This window comes from Parapedobacter defluvii (assembly GCF_014642075.1).
Lineage (GTDB): Bacteria > Bacteroidota > Bacteroidia > Sphingobacteriales > Sphingobacteriaceae > Parapedobacter > Parapedobacter defluvii.
Map to the genome: position 1 here is coordinate 390,209 of NZ_BMIK01000003.1, position 21,357 is coordinate 411,565.

Consider the following 21,357-nt stretch of genomic DNA (forward strand, 5'->3'; position numbering starts at 1 on the left):
ACTCAATGTTCATGCAGCGGGCCGAAATTACGACAAATATCAATAATTTCATGCCATCGTTTGCATTTTTCCTTTAGTCCTTGAGTATTTCCCTCGAAATCACCATCCGTTGGATTTCGGATGTGCCCTCATAAATCTGGGTGATTTTAGCATCTCGCATCAGGCGTTCCACATGATATTCCTTTACATATCCGTAACCACCGTGGATCTGTACAGCCTCCACCGTCGCCTTCATCGCAACTTCAGATGCATAGAGCTTGGCCATGGACGCCGCTTGCGCATAAGGTTCACCTCTGTCTTTAAGCCAAGCGGCTTTTAAGCACAATAGCCTGGCGGCCTCTATCTGTGTAGCCATATCAGCCAATTTAAACTGGATCGCCTGATGCTGTGCGATGGGTTTACCGAAGGTTTGACGCTCCCGGGCATAATTTACGGCAAGCTCAAAAGCTCCCGAGGCGATACCAAGTGCCTGTGCAGCAATACCGATACGGCCACCTTCCAGCGTTTTCATGGCAAATTTAAATCCAAATCCGTCTTCCCCGATCCGGTTTTCCTTAGGTACCCTTACATCGCTGAAAAGGAGAGAATGTGTATCAGATCCTCGGATGCCCAATTTATTCTCTTTCGGTCCCACGGTAAAGCCATCCATTCCTTTCTCAACAATGAGTGCATTGATACCACGGTGACCCTTTTCCGGATGTGTTTGTGCAATTACCAAGTAGGTAGAAGCCGTACCTCCGTTTGTTATCCAATTTTTGGTGCCGTTGAGTAGGTAGTGATCTCCCTTATCTTCCGCAACAGTACGTTGGGAAGTAGCATCTGAACCTGCTTCCGGCTCGGATAAACAGAATGCGCCGATGATTTCCCCAGCGGCGAGTGGCTTGAGGTATTTCTCTTTTTGTTCTTCTGTTCCGTATTTTTCCAAACCATCACAAACCAGGGAATTATTGACGGATACAACCACCGATGCCGATGCGTCAATCTTGGAAAGCTCCTCCATCACCAGCACATAAGAAACGGTATCCAGCCCCGCACCGTTGTACTTGGGATCGACCATCATACCCAAAAACCCCAGTTCACCAAGTTTCCTGATTTGTTCCGTAGGAAACTTCTGATGCTCATCGCGTTCGATAACGCCGGATTTCAATTCGTTCTGGGCAAAATCACGGGCAGCATCCCGGATCATCTGCTGTTCTTCGGTGAGTTCGAATATCATAACTGAAAGGTTTTGGACAAAGGTAAGGAAAAATACTATGCTTGCATAGCAAATAAATTTAGTCGATCATTTTCCAAACCTATCTATGTAGGATCCAACATACGCATCCGATAACAATTCATTGCCGTAACTCCTAATTGTTCCATTAGGCGGTAGTTGACGACGGCACCCACGGCCGCTCCGATAACAGGGATAAGTTGGGCCATTTTGGCCAGATCAATATAGTCGCGGTACTCCAACTGAAAAGTCCGCCAATCGAAACTGTTGATGTCATCCGGCAACTGCCGCGCATACCGATCCCAGGTCAGCAATCGCTCGTATACATCGGCACGGTGTATATGACTGGAAAATGCCAGCTGAAATACAGTTAACAGGAAAAGCCGTTCTTTGTATTGCCGTACGTCAAACCCATAGGTTGCCGCAATATCAAATAGCATTTTTATCTTAATTGCCAATAGCGCAGGGAAATCAGCGATTCCTAGCAAAATACCCCCGGCACCGGTAATAGCCCCTTCCAGCGAGGCTGTTTTCTTGTATGTATCTATAAGCCGCTTGACGTAAGCCTCGCGCAACTGGAAACTGCTGTATACCTTAGGTGGTGCAGTGGTGTATTGCGCGCCGAAAAGCACCGTCTTCACCATTTTCTCAATTGCGAAGGTGATAGCCTGATGTACTTTCTCCGGAATCAGGTTATTGAGTTTAGTTTGGATTTTTTTAGCCCATACATTGCCTACTGACTGCTTTTTAGTCATTTTATGTTTCCAAAACGCTAACTCGATCGCCACCCTTTTCCGATACAGCGGTGACATCTCCGGAGATCCATTTTTTTCCATATAGGGTTAGACGGAGTATAAATGATTTTGTTTCGCCTTTTTTTTATCCCAAAAATCTACTAAATTTGTAGACTACGAAACTTACAAAAGGAGGAATAAACATGAGTTTACGATTAGGTGATACCGCACCGAACTTCAAAGCGGTAACGACAATAGGTGAAATTGATTTTTACGATTACACGGAAGGAAGCTGGACCGTATTGTTTTCGCATCCGGCTGACTATACACCGGTGTGTACCACTGAACTTGGCCGTACGGCCCAACTGAAAAACGAATTTGAAAAGCGCAATGTAAAAGTGCTCGCAGTCAGTGTGGATCCCATCGAAAGTCATCACGGCTGGGTTCATGATATCAATGAAACCCAAAACTGCGAAGTAGATTTCCCGATAATTGCTGATTCGGACAGGAAAGTATCGGAACTTTATGACATGATTCACCCGAACGCATCAGCAACAGCAACCGTCCGTTCAGTTTTCATCATCGGTCCTGATAGGAAAATCAAGCTGACACTTACTTACCCCGCTTCTACGGGACGTAACTTTAATGAAATCCTTCGTGTGATTGATTCGCTCCAACTGACTGCAGACTACAGTGTGGCCACACCGGCCGACTGGAAGCACGGTGAAGACGTGATTGTGGTTCCGGCAATCCCAACCGAGGATATTCCCGCAAAGTTTCCGAAAGGTCACAAAGTTATCAAACCTTACCTGCGCACTACACCGCAGCCCAACCTTTGATTACATACAATCGGCATTACATAAGAAAAGCGATTGACCTTTGAGGGCCAATCGCTTTTTTAATTTCACAAGAAAGTCCTTAATAAACCTTCACCAAGTAGACATAATCCTGGATCTTCTTGATCTGATCGGTACGTTTCAGTCCGCTGAGTGAATTCTTACGGTTAATCGTCAGCCTGCTCTCCAACGAATCCATCGGAATTGCCGATATGGATTTTAGCAGTGCTTCGGTTTTTATTGCAAAAGAAGCTCCGTCGATCCCTGTTTGCTTGCCGCTGATGATACCGATCACCTGCCCACGGCTATCCATCACGGGCCCTCCGCTGTTGCCCGGATTAACCGGAATGGACAATTGATACGCGGTGGTATCGCCGGCATAACCGGTGCGCGAGCTAAGATATCCCTGGCCGTACACCACCTCATCACGTGGGAAGCCGATGGTATATACATCTTCTCCCAGCTCAGAATCAGCCTCTTTAAATGTATACGGAGTATTTTTCAGCGTCTTAAACGTACTATCACTGATGTGCAGCATCGCCAAATCATGGGTAGGGTCGATATAGATTACATCTGCCCTAAATGATTCTCCCTTCGTGTTCTGCAAGTGAACAGAATCTGCATCCTTTATCACGTGATAGTTCGTCACTACATATCCATTGGGCGAAATGATGAAACCGGTAGCACCGAAATGCCCCTCAGACTGCCCTCCTTTTTGCTTTTCGCTGTTGATATTACGTATCACCGCATTCTGGGCATTCACATTCTTCTTAACCGTATTCATGTCCCTGCGCAACGCACTGTAATTGGTGGTGGTTTTTTCAATGGTCTTGTAATATCCGGATAGCCACAAAGTAGAAAAAACTGCCACAATTGCAACACTTGCCGCAACCAGTGAATTGACTTTAAACCGGTTCCATAGTGTAACCAGAATGGGTTCCCGGCGTACCGACGTCGCCGGAATAACCGGGTGGTGGTACCGCTCGGCTGCCGAAGCCAGCGTACGTTTGAAAGCCGCTCGATCCGCATGCTGCCTGAGCTGCTGTAAAAACAGCCTGTGTGTTGCCAACTGCTCAGCCGCTGGCGGATTTTCTTCGCAATACCGTTCAAAAGCGATCCGCTCAGCGCTATCCATCCTACCGCTTAGAAACCGATCGGCCTGTGCTATAAAATCCTGTTCGTTCATCATCATATCCGTTTCAAAAATAATCGTTCTTCGTGATCAGGCGGAACCTGCGTGTTCATCGACAGGCAGGTTTCACGTAGTTGAAAAAAACAATCGCTTTAATCGCTGCAGACATTTGTATTTTTGATTTTTCGCGTTATCTGCACTGGTATACCCAAATTTTTCGCAAATCTCCTGCATGGACAAATTCAATATATAAAAGTCATGGATAATGGTCCGGCAGGGTTCACCCAATTTATCCAGCGCTTGCTCCATCAACGATAACTGCAGTTCCGTCTCTCGGTGCTTTGCCAAATCATCCTCCACCGGAATTACTTCTTCGTAGCTGCTAACGTCCTGAAACGCTCGCTCCTGGTTCCCCAACTGCTTCAGCCACAACCTCCGGCATACCGAGTAAAGATAGGTTTTTAGCTTACTGCTCAACTCAAAATTCCCCTGCCTGATTTTATCATACAACACAATTACTGCTTCCTGAAAAATATCCTTCGCTTCTTCCTCCGTGCCATTGTTTTGGATTACCATGTTCAACACAATCGGAAAATAATCGTGATATAAGCTTTCTAAAACAGCCGCATTGCCCAGTGCAATGCCTTCAACAGTTTTTAAGTCAGCGTCCGGTACAACAGATCTATTTAACTTACTCACCTATTAATACGATTATGCCCAAAATGTAACCCTTATATTCCACCAAACCTAAGACATTTTTTTTATTATCGTATCTCCTAATCTTTTTACACGGAGTTCGCTGCGTTTTTTTTGCGGGGGCACGGAGCTTCCCTCTCAATTTCCGTTTTTCACCACCTGTGTCAGGGAGATTAAGGTGGTAATCATCAATCCAAATAGGCCGATTACGGCATACGAATAACGGAGGCTGGCTAACTCGGCGATGTAACCAATTAACGGCGGACCAATGAGAAAGCCCAGGTAGCTGACACTGGACACCATTGCCAATGCAACACCCGGAGATATTTTGCTATTCCGGCCAGCGGCGCTATAAACTGAAGGGACTACACATGCTACACCAAGCCCTACCAACATAAATCCCAGGGAAGCGGTTACTACCGTTGGAAAGAATACCGCGATGCCCATTCCCACAAAAATGAGACAGCCGCTCACCTGTAGTAAGGTCCGCCTTCCAATGCGCCGGATTGCCCAATCGCCGATAAAACGACCCGCAGCCATCATAATCATGAAAGAAGCATAGCCAACCACGACCATTGAAGAAGGAGCCTGTACAATATCCTTGAAATAGACACCACTCCAATCAAACATTGCTCCCTCCGTTGCCATACTGCAAAACCCGATGATACCAAGTTGCACCAACACTCCATCGGGTTTTGTGAAAAAGCTTGTCTTCCGTTGCTCGGTAACCACATGGCTCACAAGGAATTTTTCGTTAATCACCGTATTGATTACCACAAAAATCAAAATGATCCAGAAATGCAGGTATGTACCGATGTGAAGATTAATCAGCAGCAGACCGATCAGCGCACCCATAAATCCGGCAATACTCCAGGCGCCGTGAAATGAGGTCATGATCGAACGCCCATACAATTGCTCTGCAGCTACTCCTTGGGTGTTTACTGCAATGTTACACATATTGCCTACTACGCCAAAAGCCAACAGTACCAAACCCAACTGCCAACCCGTGGACGCCAATGCGAGGAAAGTCAAGACCAAGGCATACAGAGGAGCAGCGATACGCAGCACCCCCCGGCTGCCGTATTGGGTAACCAACCGGCCAGACAAAGGCATGGTCAACAACTGCCCCAAAGGAAGGGCAAAAAGTAATGTACCCAATTGCGCATCGGAAAGATTCAATGCCGACTTTATATCCGGGATACGGCTTGCCCACGAAGCAAACGCCAAGCCCTGGCAAAAATAAAATAGCGCGACAGCAATCCGTATCCGCTCCCTTGAAATCGTTTTATTAAAATCTGGAGTAGGTTCCGGTTCTGTATTTTCAGACACCGGAGTGGAGACAGGCTCCTCAATGAGTGTTTTCAACGTTACTGGTATTGAATTTTGCAAAGGTACGACAAATCTCCTGCCAATTTATCCACCTTGCTTGTCATCGTTTCGTCAATCGTTTGAAGAGATATTCCTATCTTAGCAACCAATTTTCAGAATATGACAGGCGATACCTCTACATGGCAGCAATACATCAACCGGGGATTAGCGGAGCTTGACATCCCGTCCGTCCCGGCAATGTTGTACGAACCGATCCGGTACATGCTCACATTGGGAGGGAAACGCATACGCCCCCTGCTTACATTGATGGCGGCCGACCTATTCTCCATCCCCGATATCCGGCAAGCAGTACCTGCTGCATTGGCTGTAGAACTCTTCCACAACTTTTCACTTGTACATGACGATATCATGGATCAGGCGCCTTTGAGGCGCGGAAAACAAACGGTCCACGAAAAATGGAATGCCAACGTCGCGATATTATCGGGAGACAACCTGCTGATCATGGCCTACCAACAGCTGGCAAAATGCCCCGCTGACAAACTTCCTGCCATCTTGGAAACATTCAATACGGTGGCTACACAAGTATGCGAAGGCCAGCAGCTGGATATGGATTTCGAAGCGAGTTCGACTGTCAGCATTGCCGATTACCTCCATATGATCCAATTGAAAACTTCGGTATTATTGGGAGGAGCCCTAAAAATAGGTGCCATTTTGGGAAATGCCTCCGAACCAGATGCCGAACACATCTATGACTTTGGCGTTAACGTGGGTATTGCATTCCAGTTACAGGACGATCTGCTGGATGTGTACGGGGACCCTGAACAATTCGGCAAACAACGTGGAGGGGATATTCTCGCCAACAAGAAAACCTATTTATTGTTAAGTGCACTAGACGCGGCAGACGTCGAAACACGTTCCATACTGCACAAGTGGATGGAAACCCATGATCAGCCTGAAAAGAAAATAAACGAGATTACCGCAGCCTACAATGATCTCGGTATCAGGCAGACTACGGAATCTGCCAAACAATCTTATGCGACACAAGCCTACACAGCACTTGATAAAATCAGTTGCGGAAAAAACCGGAAAATTCCCTTGCAAACGATGGCACAATACCTCCTGGACCGATCAACGTAATAACTGGCAAAATAATTGCAGCATAGAGAGCTATCATTTGCTTTCAGATAATTTTTGTTAATTTGTACTAATTGCAGGTTAACTATAACGGGATACCCTAGCTGATGGATATGGATGCATTAAAAATTACGACTTTTCAAGCATACCTTTTCTGGGAAAATATTGATAAAAACCTCGATAACCTGTCGCTCAGATTGTCTGCAATCCGCGAGAAAACCGATCTCATTATACTGCCCGAAATGTTTAATACCGGCTTCACGATGAACGTGGAGAAATGTGCAGAAAAGTCAGACGGCAAGACGATGCACTGGATGCTGGAAACAGCCCAGCAATACGACTGCGTTGTAGCCGGGAGCCTGATCATTGAAGAAGAGGGCAAGTATTATAACCGGTTTATATGGATGACCAAGGAAGGCAATTATGTTAAATATGACAAACGGCATCTCTTCGGTATGGCGGGTGAAGATACGGTATTCACGCCCGGCAACCAACGTGTCGTCGTTGAGCTGAATGGTTGGAAAATATGTCCGATGATCTGTTATGATCTGCGCTTCCCGGTGTGGTCGCGTAATCTTAACTATGCGTATGATATCTTACTTTATGTAGCTAGCTGGCCCGATAAACGCTCGGCGCATTGGCGAAGCCTTATTCCCGCGCGTGCGATCGAAAACCAGTCGTTTGTTATCGGTGTGAACCGTGTAGGGCACGATGGCAACGAAATTTATTATTCCGGAGGTTCCATGTGTATTTCTCCCATGGGAGACGTGGTGTATTATAAACCGGAATATGAAGACCTATACACATTTACCATTTACCGGAAAGATATCGAAGATACCCGCAAGGGATTACCGTTTCTGAAGGATATGGATAACTTTAATTTGATTATAGACCGCCAATAATTAAGGATACGGCCGTTCCAGAATAACGGATTTGATCACCGCATCGCGTAAGTCAAATGTGACTCCGTCTTTTGATGGGGAGGTATCTGTACCCTCATCCACTTCTACCCGCAACGATGAAAGCTGTGGTTTCCGGTTTTTTTTCACACGCTTTACTTCATCCACGTCCACGAATCCCGAGTAGCTTTCAAATGCTTCCCGTATAGGCGGGGAATGCCTTTGGGTATGAGGAGGTTCCGGCACCCGCCGCTGTACATCTGCCCGGGGCTTGGCTACTGTCCGTTCGGCGTTTTCTTCCGGCAACGGAGGCAAGGGAGGTTGCCCTGGATTCCGTTTACGCGCCTTCTCCTGTTCCTTCTGGAAATTAGCATATGCCTGAAAGGCAAAAACCACAATTGCGATCAGTATGGGTATCAGCGTCTCCATAGCCATAAAGGTATGGATTTTTTGTAACATATTTGCCGCTAACAAGTCAAATAGACTGTAATTGCCGTGCATGAGAGACCAGCGACAACTGTTCCAGCAACTATTTGAAAAGAACTCCAAAAAGGTGTACCACCTATGTTATGGATATACGGGCGACAGCGATTCGGCAAACGACCTGATGCAGGAGACGTTTATTAAGGTTTGGCAAAACCTCGATACCTTCAGAAACGAATCACAGTTTTCTACCTGGATATACCGCATTGCCGTAAACACCTGCCTCTCCTACCTCCGCACGGCCAAACGCCGCACGACGGATGAACTCAATGATAACATCATTGAAAATTATGCGGAAGAACCTTCCGAAAAACAAGAGCAAATTGCTTTATTGTATAAATCCATTTCACAACTGGATGAAAATGAACGCATTATTATCACGATGGTATTGGATGAAATACCTTACCCGGAAATTGCTGAAGTGGCTGGCATTTCCGAAGGTAACCTACGGGTAAAAATACACCGGATAAAACATAAGCTAACAGAAATATACAACAGTAATGAAAGGCTTTGATGAGATACAACAGCTTTGGCAAGGGCAAAAACCCGAGCCAAACGTTAGCTTTGAAACAATTCTACAGCACATTAAAAGTCATCGGACTGCGCTGACGAAAAAATTGTTTTGGCAAAGTGTGGCCGTGGGCACTGCTGTCCTGACCGCTTTATGGATATGCATCGTGGTAGATTTCTCAACCTGGACCACATACCTGGCACTAGCCATCATGGTGGGGTGCATTGGTTACTATTTCGCAAATCAGCTAAACGACTATAAAGATATCAGCCGAAACAGGCACTTATTGTCCAAACCACAGGATTATATCAATTATTTGCGGGCTTTCCAACAAAAACGCAACCGCTTCAATACCCGGAGCTATGTGGTTTATGAAATCTGCATTGCCGTTGCTTTCGCATTATACGGCATTGAAATGTATTTCATATTGCCCTTTTGGACACTGGCCGGCATTTTCATCTTCGTCGTTTTCTGGTTCCTGATCTGCCATTTCGTATTCATGAAACAATACATCAAGCATGAGAACATGCGGATAGAGGAAATGATCGGTAATCTGGAGCGGATAAAGGGACAATTCAGGGATAGATAAGATACACTCATTATCCGGTATTTATCCAGTATATATCCAGTCTATATCCAGCATTTCATACTGCATATAGACTGGGTTAAAGGCAGCTATTTACTGGATATAACCTGCGGATGATTAATGTGGTCACTGATTAGCTGATAAAGTGCTGCCAAATCGGGACGGCCGTTCAACGCCGCCAAATGCTTTTGTATCGTGCCGGTATCGTGCCTAACCGCCGGGCCGGTCTGCACGTCCTCCGGTTGGTGCTCCATCACTTTTTCGGCAGTCTCAAGGATAAGCGGCCGGATAAGGTCAAAGTCCAACGCATGTTCTCGAAGGATAGCCGCGCCGATGGCATAAAGGTGATTTGTAAAATTACAGGCAAATACCGCCGCCATATGCAACGCCAGCCGCTGCCGGGAATCACAGGGAAACACCCGGATGGATAAGCTAGCGGCCAGTTCTGCCAACCGGGTATAAGTAATCTCGTCCGAAGCCTCCAACGCAAGGGGCACCTCGGAAAAATAAACCGGTTTTGCCACGGAAAAGGTCTGTACAGGATAGATTACACCGTATGTTCGTGCCTGCAATGCAAGAATGTTCATTTCAACACTTCCCGCCGTGTGGACAACGGCACCTTTCAGCGAAGCAGGTAACTGTGCAGCCACCTGACCGATTGCATCATCTTTTACGGCGATCAGGTATACATCTGCAGCCGGATCAACGGTAGCCAAATCGTCGATGGCACTGGTGTTTAACGCATCAGCCAGTACAGCAGCATGCGCTAGGTCACGGCTGTATACCTGTACGATCCGATGTCCTGCATGGGATAACGCCTTACCGAAGTGAGTAGCCACATTTCCGCTTCCAAGCAATACAATATCCATACGGACTAAGCAGGTTTGATTCGCTCTTTTCTGATTTCCTTATTACGGCGGAAAATGGACAGGAAGAAACCGATGGTCATCACAATGGCTCCGCACCAGAAGAAATTGATATAGGGGAATTTGATGGCCTTAAACACCACCCATTTTTTTTCAGGCAATGGCTTTTGGTATACCATCAGCTCCAACTTGTCCTTCTGCGGCATGATGTTGCTGAAACGGAGCCGAAGCCCCTGCTCTTCCACATCTTTAAACAGATCGAAGGTAGTTCCTCCACGAATCAGGAATACCGGTTCAGCCTCATACTGCTCTCCGGTTGCTGCATGTACGCGTAGCTTCAGCCCCACAATGATATCGTCATCTTTACGTGGAATATTCTGAACGGTCGCATTCCGGTTAATCCCTTCAACGACAATGTACCCATTCCGGTAGCGAAGTGTATCGCCGATGTTGGTTTCGTATGTGGCAGGCTCATCATACGCTTCAAAACCGGTTTGTTCTCCACCCTGCTGTCCTTGCTGGTGAGGCTCGGACATCGCCGCCGTAATCAGTGTATATACGTCATGGGTAAGGTAGTGCTTGGTAGCCGGCGTACCAACGAGCCCACCCATTTGTGGATTGTTTTGGGCAAAAGGCCGAAGTTGAAAGCTTTCGGTTACCCGGCCGGTCTCTTCGTCTATTTTCTCGTAATTGATTTTATAGTACACATTGGGCGGGGCCACGCTATCACCTACGTAGGTAATGCGGTAATCTCCCATTTGGGTGGGCTCCCCTTCGGTAAGAAACAGGTTGTCGCCGGGCTTTTCCACCTGATCGAAGCCCGCCACTGCAATGTAGTTGCTGCTGTTTACCGAAATTACTTCGTTGGTGGCCGCAGCCACCAACCCGCCGATGAGCAACAGTCCAAAACCGATGTGCGCTACAGCAGATCCGGTGAGCTTCCATTTTCCGCGGATGGCATCTCCTAAAATCTTCCCATTCGCCACCAGGGTATAAGCCGCTGCAAATACCAACAGGATATACATAAAATTGGTATATACTTTCGTGATATATACCACTACAGCAGTCACCACGATGGCTACAACCAGCGATGCCAACGCAGCGGTGTAAAATTTGCGCACATCCGTCCGCTTGTACTTCATAAACTGCGTGAACGCTGACAGCAGGCCAATTACCACCGCGAAGCCAGCCTGCCACTTGTTGTAATGTTGCACCGGGTCGAGCGGGGGAGCTACCTTCGTCCCAAACACCACATTAAACACCGGAATGGAAGTGGATGCGATAATCTGTACACAGGCTACGACCAGCACGAGCGCGCCGATAAACAACCAAAATTCACGCGAATAAATATCCTCCTCCTTCTGCGAAGAGGGCATTTCTTTCTTCCGGCTCACCAGCAGGTACACCATGATGGCGAGGAAAATAACATTAAAGGCCACCAACTGCCAATAAAGGCCGAGATCGGTAAATGAGTGAACGGATGTTTCGCCCAATACGCCGCTACGTGTAAGGAAAGAAGCATAAATTACCAACACAAAACTGATCATCGCCAGAAACGCAGCCGTAAAATAAGAATGTCCTGAATTTTTATAGGCAATCATTACGTGCACGGCAGCAATTAGCGTAAGCCATGGAATAATGGATGCATTTTCCACGGGATCCCATGCCCAGAAACCACCGAAATTCAGGGCTTCATACGCCCAGAATGACCCCATGATAATCCCTGCTCCCAATACCATTACGGCAAAAAGTGCCCAGGGTATACCCACTGCGATCCACTCCTTGTACCGCCGTTGCCATAATCCCGCCACGGCATACGCAAAGGGCACAATCATCGCAGCAAAGCCAAGAAACAACGCCGGCGGGTGAATCACCATCCAATAATTCTGCAACGTAGGGTTCAAACCCGAACCATCCGCAATCATCCCGAGGTAATTCGGATCCGAAAAAATCGGAGCGTTCATCGCTTCCCGCAACAGGATAAAGGGCGAGCTACCCACCCGTTCGCCAAAAATCTCTACGCCGATAAGCATGGATCCTAAAACAGCCTGGCATAACATAACCACTGCCATTACCGGGCTTTCCCAACTTTTGGCTCTGAAAACCAATACGATTCCCAATAAACCCTGCCAAAACATCCACAGCCAGAAACTTCCCTCCTGTCCTTCCCAAAAACTGGAAATGATATAATGGGTGGGCAAGGACCTCGAAGAATGGGCCCAGGCGTAGTGATATTCGAATAAATGATTGTAAATGATATAAAACAGGCTACTTCCGATACCGATTACTGCGGCAACATTGATCCAGAATGCAACCCGTGCAATGTTCAGCCAAGAACGGTCTTCCTTGTGAGGTGCGGCAAAGTAATAACTGATACACGATAAAAGCGCAGTTCCGAAAGAAAGGATGACAAAGAATTGACCGATTTTGCCCGGCAACAGGCTCTCGCCTACATAGGTTATATCCATATTATCGATTAATCGATTGGTGTGTCAACAAACCCTATTGTCTGGGCCGTGTTTGCTTCAATCACTTCTATTTCGTCTTGGTTGTATTTAGATGGACACTTCATCAAGATCTTACTGGCATGAAACTCGTTACCTACCATTTTACCCGTTAGTACGATTTGTTCCGAACGCTCGATATCCTGCGGTTTTGCCCCCCGGAACACCACCCGGCATTCCGTACTGTCGTTGTCATACATGTAGAACGAAAAATGGTTAGCATCCACCGTGGGATTGTAGAGCAACTCCTTCTCTTTGTTGAGCACCCCTACCACATACAATTCGGATTGCTTTTCTTTCGCCTCCGTAAATGTCGAATAGGTACTCGAATCCGCATACATCACAATAATCATCGCAATGGCTAATGCAATTACAATGATAGCTATTACCGAACTTTTCTTCATTTCGTTATCCCCCAATGGATTAAACCGGAATGCAAAATTACGAATTGCAAAACGAAGCTACGAATATTGCAAGGGATTGATATTTTTTAGAATTATTCTAAACAAAAACAGGGAGGAAAAAAATCCGTATGTTTGTTTCCGGGGAGAAAAAAATGATCAACAACCTATATAGCGCTGGCAAGGCCGGCATCATAACCTGTATACTCTTCAGTCATTTCATGGGCCTCGCACAGCCCCTGCCCCGCGCTGAGCTCAATTTCCGAAGTGACAATGACCTCTATCTATTTAATAAGCAGGATCAATATTACACCAACGGTATTTTTTTTAACATCCGGAAGGCAGCAGACAGCACACAGTTATCCGCAAAGGAGGCCAATCGGCTATGGGGGATAACGGTAGGGCAGAAAATGTACAATGCTTACACAGCCCAGATCCGTTATATCGAAGAAGTAGACCGACCCATCACCGCTTATTTATTTGTTGCCGCCGATCTTGACCGCTACTTTACCAACGAATCCTATCTTTCTTTCAGCGTGGAACTGGGAACCATCGGGCAGCGGGCACTGGGAAGGCAATTTCAGGAAAGTATCCATAAAGTGCTTAAACTTTATGACATTGCCGGATGGCAATATCAATTAAAGAATGCCGCCGGTTTGGACGCTTCGGTGCAATATGGCGGCTTGCTATACCGTAATAAAGCCCATTGGCTTGATCTCTCTGCCTATGCAGAAGCGATATTGGGGCTAAATCATACCGGACTGTCGGTTGCACCAACACTGCGACTGGGTCGGATTAACCCGCTTTACCAATCGGCTCTCACATCCAGCCGGCTACAGGTAAATGGCTCAACAGCAAACAACGAATTGTTTTTTTATTATACTCCCCAGTTGCGATTTGTGGGATACGATGCGACACTACAGGGCGGCATGTTCCTCCACGATAAAGGTCCGGTAACCTATACGCCTTCCCGCTGGGTTCTGTATCATCAATTCGGCATAGCTTACGCCAATCGGCTGGTTACCCTGCGCATGCAGTATATTTTCTATAGCAAAGAGGTGCCGGGCATGTTTTTCCGGCATCGGTATGGCTCGGTGGGAATGAGTTATCGCTTTTAAAGCCAATCTTTCTTCCGGTTGATTTTCCGCAATGCTTGCTGACGCTTGGCGTCAAGGCGTTTTTGAACAGCCGCTTTGGAAGGTTTGGTAGCTTTTCGGGGTTTGTCGGTCCGCAGGGCATGGTCCAGTAACTCCACTAGCTTTTGAACGGCAATTTCCTTATTCTGCAATTGGCTGCGTGTTTCCTGACTGACAACCTGCAGACGCCCATCTGCCTGCAACCGGCTGGCAAGACGACGCCGAATACGGTCCTTTTCCACTGCTGAAAAGAACGTCACCGCATCCATGTCAAACAGCAGCGTGACTTTTGTCTCCACCTTATTGACGTGCTGCCCACCACTGCCACCGCTCCGGGAGGTCTGAAACGACACAAAAGGCCGCAATGCCTCCGCATCAATCCGCTTAATCCGTGTCATCCGTTTTCTATCCCCTCTGTGTTCAATCCTTTACGGCCTAGCGCAAACCGGCTTACCAACATGGCCGCTACCGTATCGCCCGTGGCATTTAGCAGGGTAGCGATGGGATCTACCAGCGTGCCGATAATCATAACGGCGGGAATGGCCTCCGTAGGCAGTCCATAGACCGAAATCATCAGCATCTCACCGATGTAGCCACCGTTGGGAATTCCACCGGCTACAATGCTGACCAGTACAGTGATACCAAGTGCAGTAATCAGGGTTGCAGGTTCGAAAAAATCCCGGCCGATGAGCACAAACGCCACATAAATTTTAACAATGCTTGACATCGACGACCCATTCTTATGCAAGGTGGTTCCCAATGGAATAACCACGTTCGCGACTGAAGCAGGGATGCCCATCCGGGGTGCCGCGGCGAGGTTGACAGGCATCGTGGCGATACTGCTGCACGTGCTGATGGCGGTTGCCGAAGGTAAGATGTTATTTTTCCAATAACGGTCGACACCCGACCTGCCCCCTGCAATGTAAGCATACAGGCTAAAAAACACCAGAAAATAAAATGCTCCCAGTAGGTAGTACAAGCCCAGGGGCTTGGCGTAAAAACCAAAAAGTTCGGGTCCAATCGTACCCACCTGATAGGCAAAATAGGCGCCGAGACCTAGCGGCGCAATCTTCATGATCAGAATAAGCAGGTGTTTCATCACCTCATTTCCCGATGATAAAAATTTCCTGAAGGAATCACCTGCCTGCCCTGAACGCATAGCAGCAACCCCCGTAAGGAAGGAGAAGATCACAAACGCCAGCATATTTTCCCGGGAAAGCAACTTATAAAACTCATCCACGGAAACAAACCTGACCAATTTATCACCCCACGTATCGTCCGAACCGGCTTGCAGGAGCTCACTTACCGACTCCGCCGGAACCTGCGGTGCCTCAACGGGAAAAAACCACAAAACCACCATCGTACAAAGTGCTGCAATAACGATGGTAGACAGGAACACGCCGGCCATGACTGAAATAATACGCCCTAATTTCTGTGAGCCGTCGATATTTGCCACCGCCGAAGAAATGGCAAAAAACAGCAACGGAACTACCGCAGCAAACAACAGATTGAGGAAAACATCCCCCAAAGGCTTTAGCCACCCCACCGCTTCCGGAAAAAAAACACCTACAATGCTACCCAGTACGATACCAAGAAGCAGAAGCAGTATGCCTCCATAATTCTCCAAAAATCGGGACAGTTTGTTTTGCATATTCTTTATGGCTACTAAAATAGGAGAAATATTTTATATGCCCTTTTTATAGATCAGAATGGTACTTTTGTTTATGATCTTAGTCGCCACAACTACGCCATGGATATCCAATGATGCGGTAGTCTTTGGACTTCTGATGGCCATCCTCGCATTGGTTTTCTACACATCTTCTTTGTCTTCCCGTTTTTTCAAACGGCTGTATGCGATTCTGCCCCCACTCCTGCTGTGTTATTTTATTCCTGGACTGCTGAACTCAGCGGGAATTATCGACGGAAAAAATTCAGCAATCTATGGCGTAAGCTCCAACTACCTGCTGCCTGCCTGCTTGGTGCTGTTTACTTTAAGCCTTAACCTGCCGGAACTTTGGAAGCTGCGCAAACAGGCGGGCGTCATGTTTGCAGCAACCGTCGTAAGCGTCATGCTGGGGGGTGCTTTTGCCGTGTATGTGGTTGGCCTATTTGCCCCCGAAATTGTCGGTGGGGAAGGGCCTAATGAGGTTTGGCGCGGACTCGCTACCCTGGCCGGTTCCTGGATCGGTGGTGGGGCAAACCAAGCTGCACTGTACCGGATTTTTGAGCCGTCACCGGAATTATTTTCAGCCACCATCGCGGTGGATGTATTTATAGCGTATGGATACATGGCATTGCTTTTATTTGGCGCGGGCAAAGCGGAACGGATGAATCGCTTTTTCCGTGCGGATAACCGTGCCGTGGAGGAACTGACAGGCCGAATGGAAGCCTATAGCAAAGCCAATACACGTATCTCCGAAGTAAAAGACCTGATGATTATGCTGGGTTTGGCCTTTGGTACCACCGGCATCGCCCATTGGGCGGGTACCTTTATTGCCGACTGGGTAAAAACGAATGCACCGGATCTGGACAAATTCAGCCTCACCTCTGATTTTTTTTGGATCATTCTCATCGCCACGATTTTGGGCATTCTGCTGTCAACGACCAAGGCAAGGCAGTTAGAGGGGGCAGGTGCATCCAAACTCGGAACGGTGCTTCTTTACGTGCTGATCGCTTCCATTGGCATGCAGATGGATATCTTGGCCATACTGGACAATCCAGGGTTATTCTTAGTTGGAATTACCTGGATGTTATTTCACGTCAGTTTTCTGGCAGTGGTCGGCTGGCTGATCCGTGCACCTTTTTTCTTTTTTGCCGTATCCAGCATGTCCAACATCGGCGGGGTGGCTTCGGCGTCCGCTACAGCCGCCGCATTCCATCCATCGTTGGTCTCTGTTGGTGTCATTCTCTCGGTTTGCGCTTACGCGGTTGGCACCTACGCAGGTTATCTGTGCGGCATTCTTATGCAATTGGCTTCTCCTTAAACGAAAAAAGCCCGGCCAATTGGCCGGGCGGATCTCACTGTTGCAGGTTTAGCCGGATAGGTAACGTGTAGGCTACCCGGACCGGTTGTCCATTTTGAATACCGGGCGACCATTTTTGACCGTTCCTGACCACACGCAATGCGGCATCACCGGTGCCATATCCGAGATCTTCTATAAGTCTGATATCCGTTAAGCTGCCGTCCTTCTCCACGATAAAAGAAACCAGTAGTTTCCCGTTTATTTCCGCCTCGATTGCTTCCTGTGGATAATCGTAGTTTTTGGCGATATACTCCATGAACGCTCGCATACCTCCCTGTGGTTCAGGGTTGACCTCAACCGACTGGAATACCTGATTGCCAGACACAGCGTCTTTCAGGATAGTTTTTGCCTCTTCGTTTTGCTTCGCATTTTGTCCTGCCCTTGTAGATTTTGGTTCCGAACGACGGGTGACTTTGGGAGGGAAACCTACGATCACTATGGGACTCAGGATGGTATATTCTGCAGGAACCGGAGGTGGCGGTGGTAGCATTTCGTCGGACATACCTCCTTTCCCCGAAAGACGGAATTCTATGGTTGCCAAGTATTTGCCAGTTGGAGCTAAGCTATCCACACGCTTGGATTGCAAAACCCGCAGCACCTGTTCTTGCTGCCCTTCCCATAATTCATTCAGGAACTTGATATGCTCAATATGCCCATTTTCAGCTTTTTCAAAGGTAAAAGCCAAAGCTCCTTGTTTTTTATCGCGTATCGCCTCCTGGGCATAAGGAACATTCTTACCTATTTGTTCGCTAAACAGCTTGATATTTTCAGCCACACTGACCAATCCACCCACCGTATCCGCTACGGGTTCTACCGACAACGATGGCTGTCTGCCATTTGATTGCTGCTGGTTACAAGCAATGGAGAAAACTCCCAATATCCCGATCACCGGCAGCAACAGGGCGTACCGAAGTAAGCTACGCGTGCGGGATTTATCCCGCAACAGCATCGACACACGGCGTTTTAACCAACGTTTGTTTGAAAATGTATGGGAAAGGACGACCGGCTCGACACCCATCGCTCTCGCCACCAGCAACTCAGCATACCCCAGCTTATCACCGTCCGCAGTCATCCCATCGGCGATGTATTCATGTTGCATCCGAAGGGCATGTTCGTAACAATATACAATTGGATTAAACCAATTAACGATTTTGACAAGCTGCATCACGATGAGGTCCACACTATGCCATTCCTTTGCGTGCACTTTCTCGTGTGCTTCAATCTGTTCATACCCCACCAGGTTTTTATCGACACGGATCGCACCAAAAAATGAGAAGGCAGCACCCGGCCGGAATGTCCGCAGCCGATGAAGCGTCCGCTCCATGCGCAACAGAAAAAACAGGAATGATATGGCACAGCCTATCGCATATATCGCTACCAGTACCTTTTTCCAATCCAGGGATTCGGGTTGGGATACATCAACCGCACCGGCCTCCACGACAACCGGCTCACCGTTGCCGATCAGGTATTGAGGATACGCGTTGGGATAAGCGTACCAAGCAGAAATATCCAATGCAGGCAAGACAAACGCCAAAACCAACCCGCCCAGCAAACACGCGCGGTTCCATCGGAAAAAAGTCTGATTACGTAATGCCACCCAATAAAAGGCAAAAAAAATGGCTAGATAAAGATTAGCCAAGATTAAATAAAACATAGCTACCTCTCCTTTTTCTTCTTTGCTTCTTCAAGCATTTTCAACAGGTCATCCGCATCCTGTAGGTCAAGTTTCTTCTCTTCTACAAAGAACGACAGCATATTCCTTGCTGAATTATCAAAATATCCATGCAAGAGCTTGCGGGTCGCAAACGTGCGGTACGCTTCTTTCGATACCAGCGGATAATAGCGGTGGCTCTTGCCAAAGGCTTCGTGAGCGACAAAGCCTTTCGTTTCCAAGATCCGTACAATGGTGGATACGGTGTTATATGCAGGCTTGGGAGCGGGTAATTTATCAATAATATCTTTGACAAATGCCTTGTCCAGTTCCCATAACTCCTGCATAATCTGTTCCTCCACACGGGTTAATTCCTTTAATTCCTTCATATATTTACCGTCTATCAATCATTAATCCTAAATCGCCCAACTTAAAAATACTTCAATACTTTAGACATTGAATATCTACCCTACAAACATAAAACTAATTATTTAGTTTTACAATTAATTTTTTAGTTATCTGCAAGTGATCCGGTAGTATCCCAATCTTTTTACGTTTACATGAATATCGCGTCGGAAAATTTATACGTACTTTGCACTCGATTACTTAGAGGGAGCACATGAAGATAGGCATCGTATGTTATCCCACCTTCGGTGGAAGCGGCGTAGTAGCCACGGAATTAGGCAAGGCACTGGCAGCCAATGGGCATCAGATCCATTTTATTACCTATAGCCAGCCCGCCCGGCTGGATTTCTTTTCCGAGAATCTCTATTACCACGAGGTGACCATATCCAAATATCCTTTGTTCGACTTTCCGCCTTACGAATTGGCACTGGCGAGCAAACTGGTAGATGTGGTCCGGTTTGAAAAGTTGGATATATTGCATGTACATTATGCCATTCCCCATGCTTCCGCAGCATTCATGGCCAAGCAGATCCTGGCCACCTACGGCATCCATATACCGGTGGTAACTACCCTGCATGGCACGGATATTACATTGGTGGGCAAAGACGCCAGCTACAGTCCGGTGGTGACGTTTTCCATTAACCAATCGGATGGGGTAACAGCGGTATCGAATAATTTAAAGGAGGAAACGCTTAACTACTTCGACGTGAAGCGGGAAATCCGGGTGATCCCCAACTTTGTTGACCTAAGCCGTTTCAGTCTGAAGCCCCGGCAGCACTTCAAACAGGCTATTGCACCGGGCGATGAGCGCATCCTCGTGCATACATCCAATTTCCGGAAAGTAAAGCGTACCACAGATGTAATCCGCATCTTCAAAAAAGTACAGGAAAAAATCCCCAGCAAATTGCTGATGGTGGGCGATGGTCCCGAGCGTACCCATGCCGAACAGTTATCGCGTGAGCTGGGTGTTGACAAAGACATCCGTTTTCTTGGTAAGCAGGATGCGATCGAAGAAATTCTATCCGTATCGGATTTATTCATCATTCCTTCGGGTTCGGAAAGTTTCGGCCTTGCCGCGCTGGAAGCCATGGCATGCAAAGTGCCGGTCATCTCATCCAATACAGGAGGCCTGCCCGAATTAAACGTAGATGGAGTAACCGGTTACCTCAGTGATGTGGGAGATGTAGATGCAATGGCCACGAATGCCATCCACATCCTGGAAGACAACACCCGTTTGGAGCAATTCAAGGAGGCCGCCCTTGAACGAGCTAAAGACTTTCAGCTGGCGAATATCATGCCTTTGTATGAACAGTATTACAGCGAATTAGTCAACGAAAAAACCCATTCATAGAACGTTTCGGAAAAGCCCGTTTACAGACGATGCTAGATTCAAATAAGGAATAATACGTATTGTGATTACCATTGCCGCGTGTATGGCCATACATGTGGTAATGCTTTTTGCCCTCCGCTCTAAATCAAACGGTTGCGCGAATTACGCAACCGTTTGACTGACATCCGTACTTTTAAATGTAAAACAAATAACAGTCATTTGTAACGACGGATATCGACGAGTTAGCCAATTATAACATAAAAATTGAGGTCATTTTTCGGAACGCCTTAATCTTGTGTGGATATCACAGGTATTTGAGGCCCTGTTGAGGAAAATAAGTTAATAAGTATCTTATAGGACTAGCCACAAAAAAATTAGAATAAACCGTATATGAAAATCAAAATTATATTTACCGTTTCCTGTTTGGTTGCCGTCATCGTGGGCTGTCAGGCTCCGCTCGTACTGCAGCCGCTTGACTATACCGAGAA

21 protein-coding genes are annotated in these 21,357 nt (G+C 47.2%); 8 read left to right on the forward strand and 13 right to left on the reverse strand.

Annotated features, from left to right (window positions below; translation table 11 throughout):
• Positions 1–73: 73 nt before the first annotated feature.
• Positions 74–1,216, reverse strand: a complete 1,143-nt coding sequence (locus IEX60_RS08055; protein WP_188749286.1) for an acyl-CoA dehydrogenase — start codon at positions 1,214–1,216, stop codon at positions 74–76.
• Between the two features lie 83 nt (positions 1,217–1,299).
• On the reverse strand, positions 1,300–2,049 hold the full coding sequence (locus tag IEX60_RS08060; protein ID WP_229717476.1) for an EcsC family protein: 750 nt from the start codon (positions 2,047–2,049) through the stop codon (positions 1,300–1,302).
• A gap of 101 nt (positions 2,050–2,150) precedes the next feature.
• On the opposite strand from IEX60_RS08060, the gene IEX60_RS08065 reads away from it, so the two are divergent.
• A complete protein-coding gene (locus tag IEX60_RS08065) occupies positions 2,151–2,786 on the forward strand; it encodes a peroxiredoxin (RefSeq protein WP_188749288.1) in 636 nt (211 codons plus the stop codon).
• A gap of 79 nt (positions 2,787–2,865) precedes the next feature.
• On the opposite strand, the gene IEX60_RS08070 is transcribed toward IEX60_RS08065, so the two are convergent.
• From IEX60_RS08070 to IEX60_RS08080, 3 genes are all read right to left on the reverse strand, one after another.
• Positions 2,866–3,975 (reverse strand): S1 family peptidase, encoded by a 1,110-nt coding sequence (locus IEX60_RS08070; protein WP_229717477.1) that lies wholly within the window; start codon positions 3,973–3,975, stop codon positions 2,866–2,868.
• 66 nt (positions 3,976–4,041) lie between these two features.
• Complete coding sequence (locus tag IEX60_RS08075) at positions 4,042–4,614, reverse strand: RNA polymerase sigma factor (protein ID WP_188749290.1); 573 nt, start codon at positions 4,612–4,614, stop codon at positions 4,042–4,044.
• Positions 4,615–4,749: 135 nt separating this feature from the next.
• Positions 4,750–5,976 (reverse strand): MFS transporter, encoded by a 1,227-nt coding sequence (locus IEX60_RS08080; RefSeq protein WP_229717478.1) that lies wholly within the window; start codon positions 5,974–5,976, stop codon positions 4,750–4,752.
• Between the two features lie 123 nt (positions 5,977–6,099).
• Between IEX60_RS08080 and IEX60_RS08085 the strand changes: the two genes are divergently transcribed.
• Both IEX60_RS08085 and IEX60_RS08090 read left to right on the forward strand, forming a co-directional pair.
• Complete coding sequence (locus tag IEX60_RS08085) at positions 6,100–7,077, forward strand: polyprenyl synthetase family protein (protein WP_188749292.1); 978 nt, start codon at positions 6,100–6,102, stop codon at positions 7,075–7,077.
• Between the two features lie 110 nt (positions 7,078–7,187).
• Complete coding sequence (locus tag IEX60_RS08090; protein WP_188749294.1) at positions 7,188–7,976, forward strand: amidohydrolase; 789 nt, start codon at positions 7,188–7,190, stop codon at positions 7,974–7,976.
• On the opposite strand, the gene IEX60_RS08095 is transcribed toward IEX60_RS08090, so the two are convergent.
• Positions 7,977–8,402: a hypothetical protein gene (locus IEX60_RS08095; RefSeq protein WP_188749296.1), complete on the reverse strand. Its 426-nt coding sequence runs from the start codon at positions 8,400–8,402 to the stop codon at positions 7,977–7,979. It lies immediately after the preceding gene.
• Positions 8,403–8,472: 70 nt separating this feature from the next.
• On the opposite strand from IEX60_RS08095, the gene IEX60_RS08100 reads away from it, so the two are divergent.
• Together IEX60_RS08100 and IEX60_RS08105 are read left to right on the forward strand one after the other, a co-directional pair.
• Positions 8,473–8,970 carry an RNA polymerase sigma factor gene (locus tag IEX60_RS08100; protein WP_188749297.1) on the forward strand — a complete coding sequence of 166 codons (498 nt, stop codon included), beginning with the start codon at positions 8,473–8,475 and terminating at the stop codon, positions 8,968–8,970.
• Complete coding sequence (locus IEX60_RS08105) at positions 8,957–9,556, forward strand: hypothetical protein (protein WP_188749299.1); 600 nt, start codon at positions 8,957–8,959, stop codon at positions 9,554–9,556. Before IEX60_RS08100 ends, IEX60_RS08105 begins: the two co-directional genes overlap by 14 nt.
• An 86-nt stretch (positions 9,557–9,642) precedes the next feature.
• On the opposite strand, the gene IEX60_RS08110 is transcribed toward IEX60_RS08105, so the two are convergent.
• Genes IEX60_RS08110 through IEX60_RS08120 form a run of 3 tightly spaced genes read right to left on the reverse strand, consistent with a single transcriptional unit; the run spans position 9,643 to position 13,327 of the window.
• A complete protein-coding gene (locus IEX60_RS08110) occupies positions 9,643–10,422 on the reverse strand; it encodes a Rossmann-like and DUF2520 domain-containing protein (RefSeq protein ID WP_188749301.1) in 780 nt (259 codons plus the stop codon).
• Positions 10,423–10,427: 5 nt separating this feature from the next.
• Positions 10,428–12,887, reverse strand: a complete 2,460-nt coding sequence (gene ccsA / locus IEX60_RS08115; RefSeq protein WP_188749311.1) for a cytochrome c biogenesis protein CcsA — start codon at positions 12,885–12,887, stop codon at positions 10,428–10,430.
• An 8-nt stretch (positions 12,888–12,895) separates the two neighbouring features.
• Positions 12,896–13,327, reverse strand: a complete 432-nt coding sequence (locus IEX60_RS08120; protein WP_188749313.1) for a cytochrome c maturation protein CcmE domain-containing protein — start codon at positions 13,325–13,327, stop codon at positions 12,896–12,898.
• Between the two features lie 152 nt (positions 13,328–13,479).
• Here IEX60_RS08120 and IEX60_RS08125 point away from each other — a divergent pair, with 152 nt between their 5' ends.
• Positions 13,480–14,442 (forward strand): lipid A deacylase LpxR family protein, encoded by a 963-nt coding sequence (locus IEX60_RS08125; RefSeq protein ID WP_188749316.1) that lies wholly within the window; start codon positions 13,480–13,482, stop codon positions 14,440–14,442.
• On the opposite strand, the gene arfB is transcribed toward IEX60_RS08125, so the two are convergent.
• Positions 14,439–14,858, reverse strand: coding sequence for an alternative ribosome rescue aminoacyl-tRNA hydrolase ArfB (arfB, locus tag IEX60_RS08130; RefSeq protein ID WP_188749318.1), 420 nt, complete (start codon positions 14,856–14,858; stop codon positions 14,439–14,441). The two genes, IEX60_RS08125 and arfB, sit on opposite strands and share 4 nt — an antisense overlap.
• On the reverse strand, positions 14,855–16,111 hold the full coding sequence (locus tag IEX60_RS08135; protein WP_188749320.1) for a dicarboxylate/amino acid:cation symporter: 1,257 nt from the start codon (positions 16,109–16,111) through the stop codon (positions 14,855–14,857). Before IEX60_RS08135 ends, arfB begins: the two co-directional genes overlap by 4 nt.
• Before the next feature lie 73 nt (positions 16,112–16,184).
• Here IEX60_RS08135 and IEX60_RS08140 point away from each other — a divergent pair, with 73 nt between their 5' ends.
• Complete coding sequence (locus tag IEX60_RS08140) at positions 16,185–17,444, forward strand: DUF819 family protein (RefSeq protein WP_229717479.1); 1,260 nt, start codon at positions 16,185–16,187, stop codon at positions 17,442–17,444.
• 34 nt (positions 17,445–17,478) lie between these two features.
• Here IEX60_RS08140 and IEX60_RS08145 read toward each other — a convergent pair whose 3' ends face one another.
• Positions 17,479–19,137 (reverse strand): TonB family protein, encoded by a 1,659-nt coding sequence (locus IEX60_RS08145; protein ID WP_188749324.1) that lies wholly within the window; start codon positions 19,135–19,137, stop codon positions 17,479–17,481.
• A 2-nt stretch (positions 19,138–19,139) separates the two neighbouring features.
• Positions 19,140–19,523 carry a BlaI/MecI/CopY family transcriptional regulator gene (locus IEX60_RS08150; RefSeq protein WP_188749326.1) on the reverse strand — a complete coding sequence of 128 codons (384 nt, stop codon included), beginning with the start codon at positions 19,521–19,523 and terminating at the stop codon, positions 19,140–19,142.
• A gap of 230 nt (positions 19,524–19,753) precedes the next feature.
• Between IEX60_RS08150 and bshA the strand changes: the two genes are divergently transcribed.
• Positions 19,754–20,890 carry an N-acetyl-alpha-D-glucosaminyl L-malate synthase BshA gene (bshA, locus tag IEX60_RS08155; RefSeq protein WP_188749328.1) on the forward strand — a complete coding sequence of 379 codons (1,137 nt, stop codon included), beginning with the start codon at positions 19,754–19,756 and terminating at the stop codon, positions 20,888–20,890.
• The last annotated feature ends 467 nt before the right edge of the window (positions 20,891–21,357 follow it).

What these genes read in the sequence shown, in the direction of transcription:
- IEX60_RS08055 (WP_188749286.1), bottom strand. Translation starts at nt 1,216, where the DNA reads ATGATATTCGAACTCACCGAAGAACAGCAGATGATCCGGGATGCTGCC.
- IEX60_RS08060 (WP_229717476.1), bottom strand. Translation starts at nt 2,049, where the DNA reads ATGGAAAAAAATGGATCTCCGGAGATGTCACCGCTGTATCGGAAAAGG.
- IEX60_RS08065 (WP_188749288.1), top strand. Translation starts at nt 2,151, where the DNA reads ATGAGTTTACGATTAGGTGATACCGCACCGAACTTCAAAGCGGTAACG.
- IEX60_RS08070 (WP_229717477.1), bottom strand. Translation starts at nt 3,975, where the DNA reads ATGATGATGAACGAACAGGATTTTATAGCACAGGCCGATCGGTTTCTA.
- IEX60_RS08085 (WP_188749292.1), top strand. Translation starts at nt 6,100, where the DNA reads ATGACAGGCGATACCTCTACATGGCAGCAATACATCAACCGGGGATTA.
- IEX60_RS08090 (WP_188749294.1), top strand. Translation starts at nt 7,188, where the DNA reads ATGGATGCATTAAAAATTACGACTTTTCAAGCATACCTTTTCTGGGAA.
- IEX60_RS08095 (WP_188749296.1), bottom strand. Translation starts at nt 8,402, where the DNA reads ATGGAGACGCTGATACCCATACTGATCGCAATTGTGGTTTTTGCCTTT.
- IEX60_RS08100 (WP_188749297.1), top strand. Translation starts at nt 8,473, where the DNA reads ATGAGAGACCAGCGACAACTGTTCCAGCAACTATTTGAAAAGAACTCC.
- IEX60_RS08105 (WP_188749299.1), top strand. Translation starts at nt 8,957, where the DNA reads ATGAAAGGCTTTGATGAGATACAACAGCTTTGGCAAGGGCAAAAACCC.
- IEX60_RS08110 (WP_188749301.1), bottom strand. Translation starts at nt 10,422, where the DNA reads ATGGATATTGTATTGCTTGGAAGCGGAAATGTGGCTACTCACTTCGGT.
- ccsA (WP_188749311.1), bottom strand. Translation starts at nt 12,887, where the DNA reads ATGGATATAACCTATGTAGGCGAGAGCCTGTTGCCGGGCAAAATCGGT.
- IEX60_RS08120 (WP_188749313.1), bottom strand. Translation starts at nt 13,327, where the DNA reads ATGAAGAAAAGTTCGGTAATAGCTATCATTGTAATTGCATTAGCCATT.
- IEX60_RS08125 (WP_188749316.1), top strand. Translation starts at nt 13,480, where the DNA reads ATGATCAACAACCTATATAGCGCTGGCAAGGCCGGCATCATAACCTGT.
- arfB (WP_188749318.1), bottom strand. Translation starts at nt 14,858, where the DNA reads ATGACACGGATTAAGCGGATTGATGCGGAGGCATTGCGGCCTTTTGTG.
- IEX60_RS08135 (WP_188749320.1), bottom strand. Translation starts at nt 16,111, where the DNA reads ATGCAAAACAAACTGTCCCGATTTTTGGAGAATTATGGAGGCATACTG.
- IEX60_RS08140 (WP_229717479.1), top strand. Translation starts at nt 16,185, where the DNA reads ATGATCTTAGTCGCCACAACTACGCCATGGATATCCAATGATGCGGTA.
- IEX60_RS08145 (WP_188749324.1), bottom strand. Translation starts at nt 19,137, where the DNA reads ATGTTTTATTTAATCTTGGCTAATCTTTATCTAGCCATTTTTTTTGCC.
- IEX60_RS08150 (WP_188749326.1), bottom strand. Translation starts at nt 19,523, where the DNA reads ATGAAGGAATTAAAGGAATTAACCCGTGTGGAGGAACAGATTATGCAG.
- bshA (WP_188749328.1), top strand. Translation starts at nt 19,754, where the DNA reads ATGAAGATAGGCATCGTATGTTATCCCACCTTCGGTGGAAGCGGCGTA.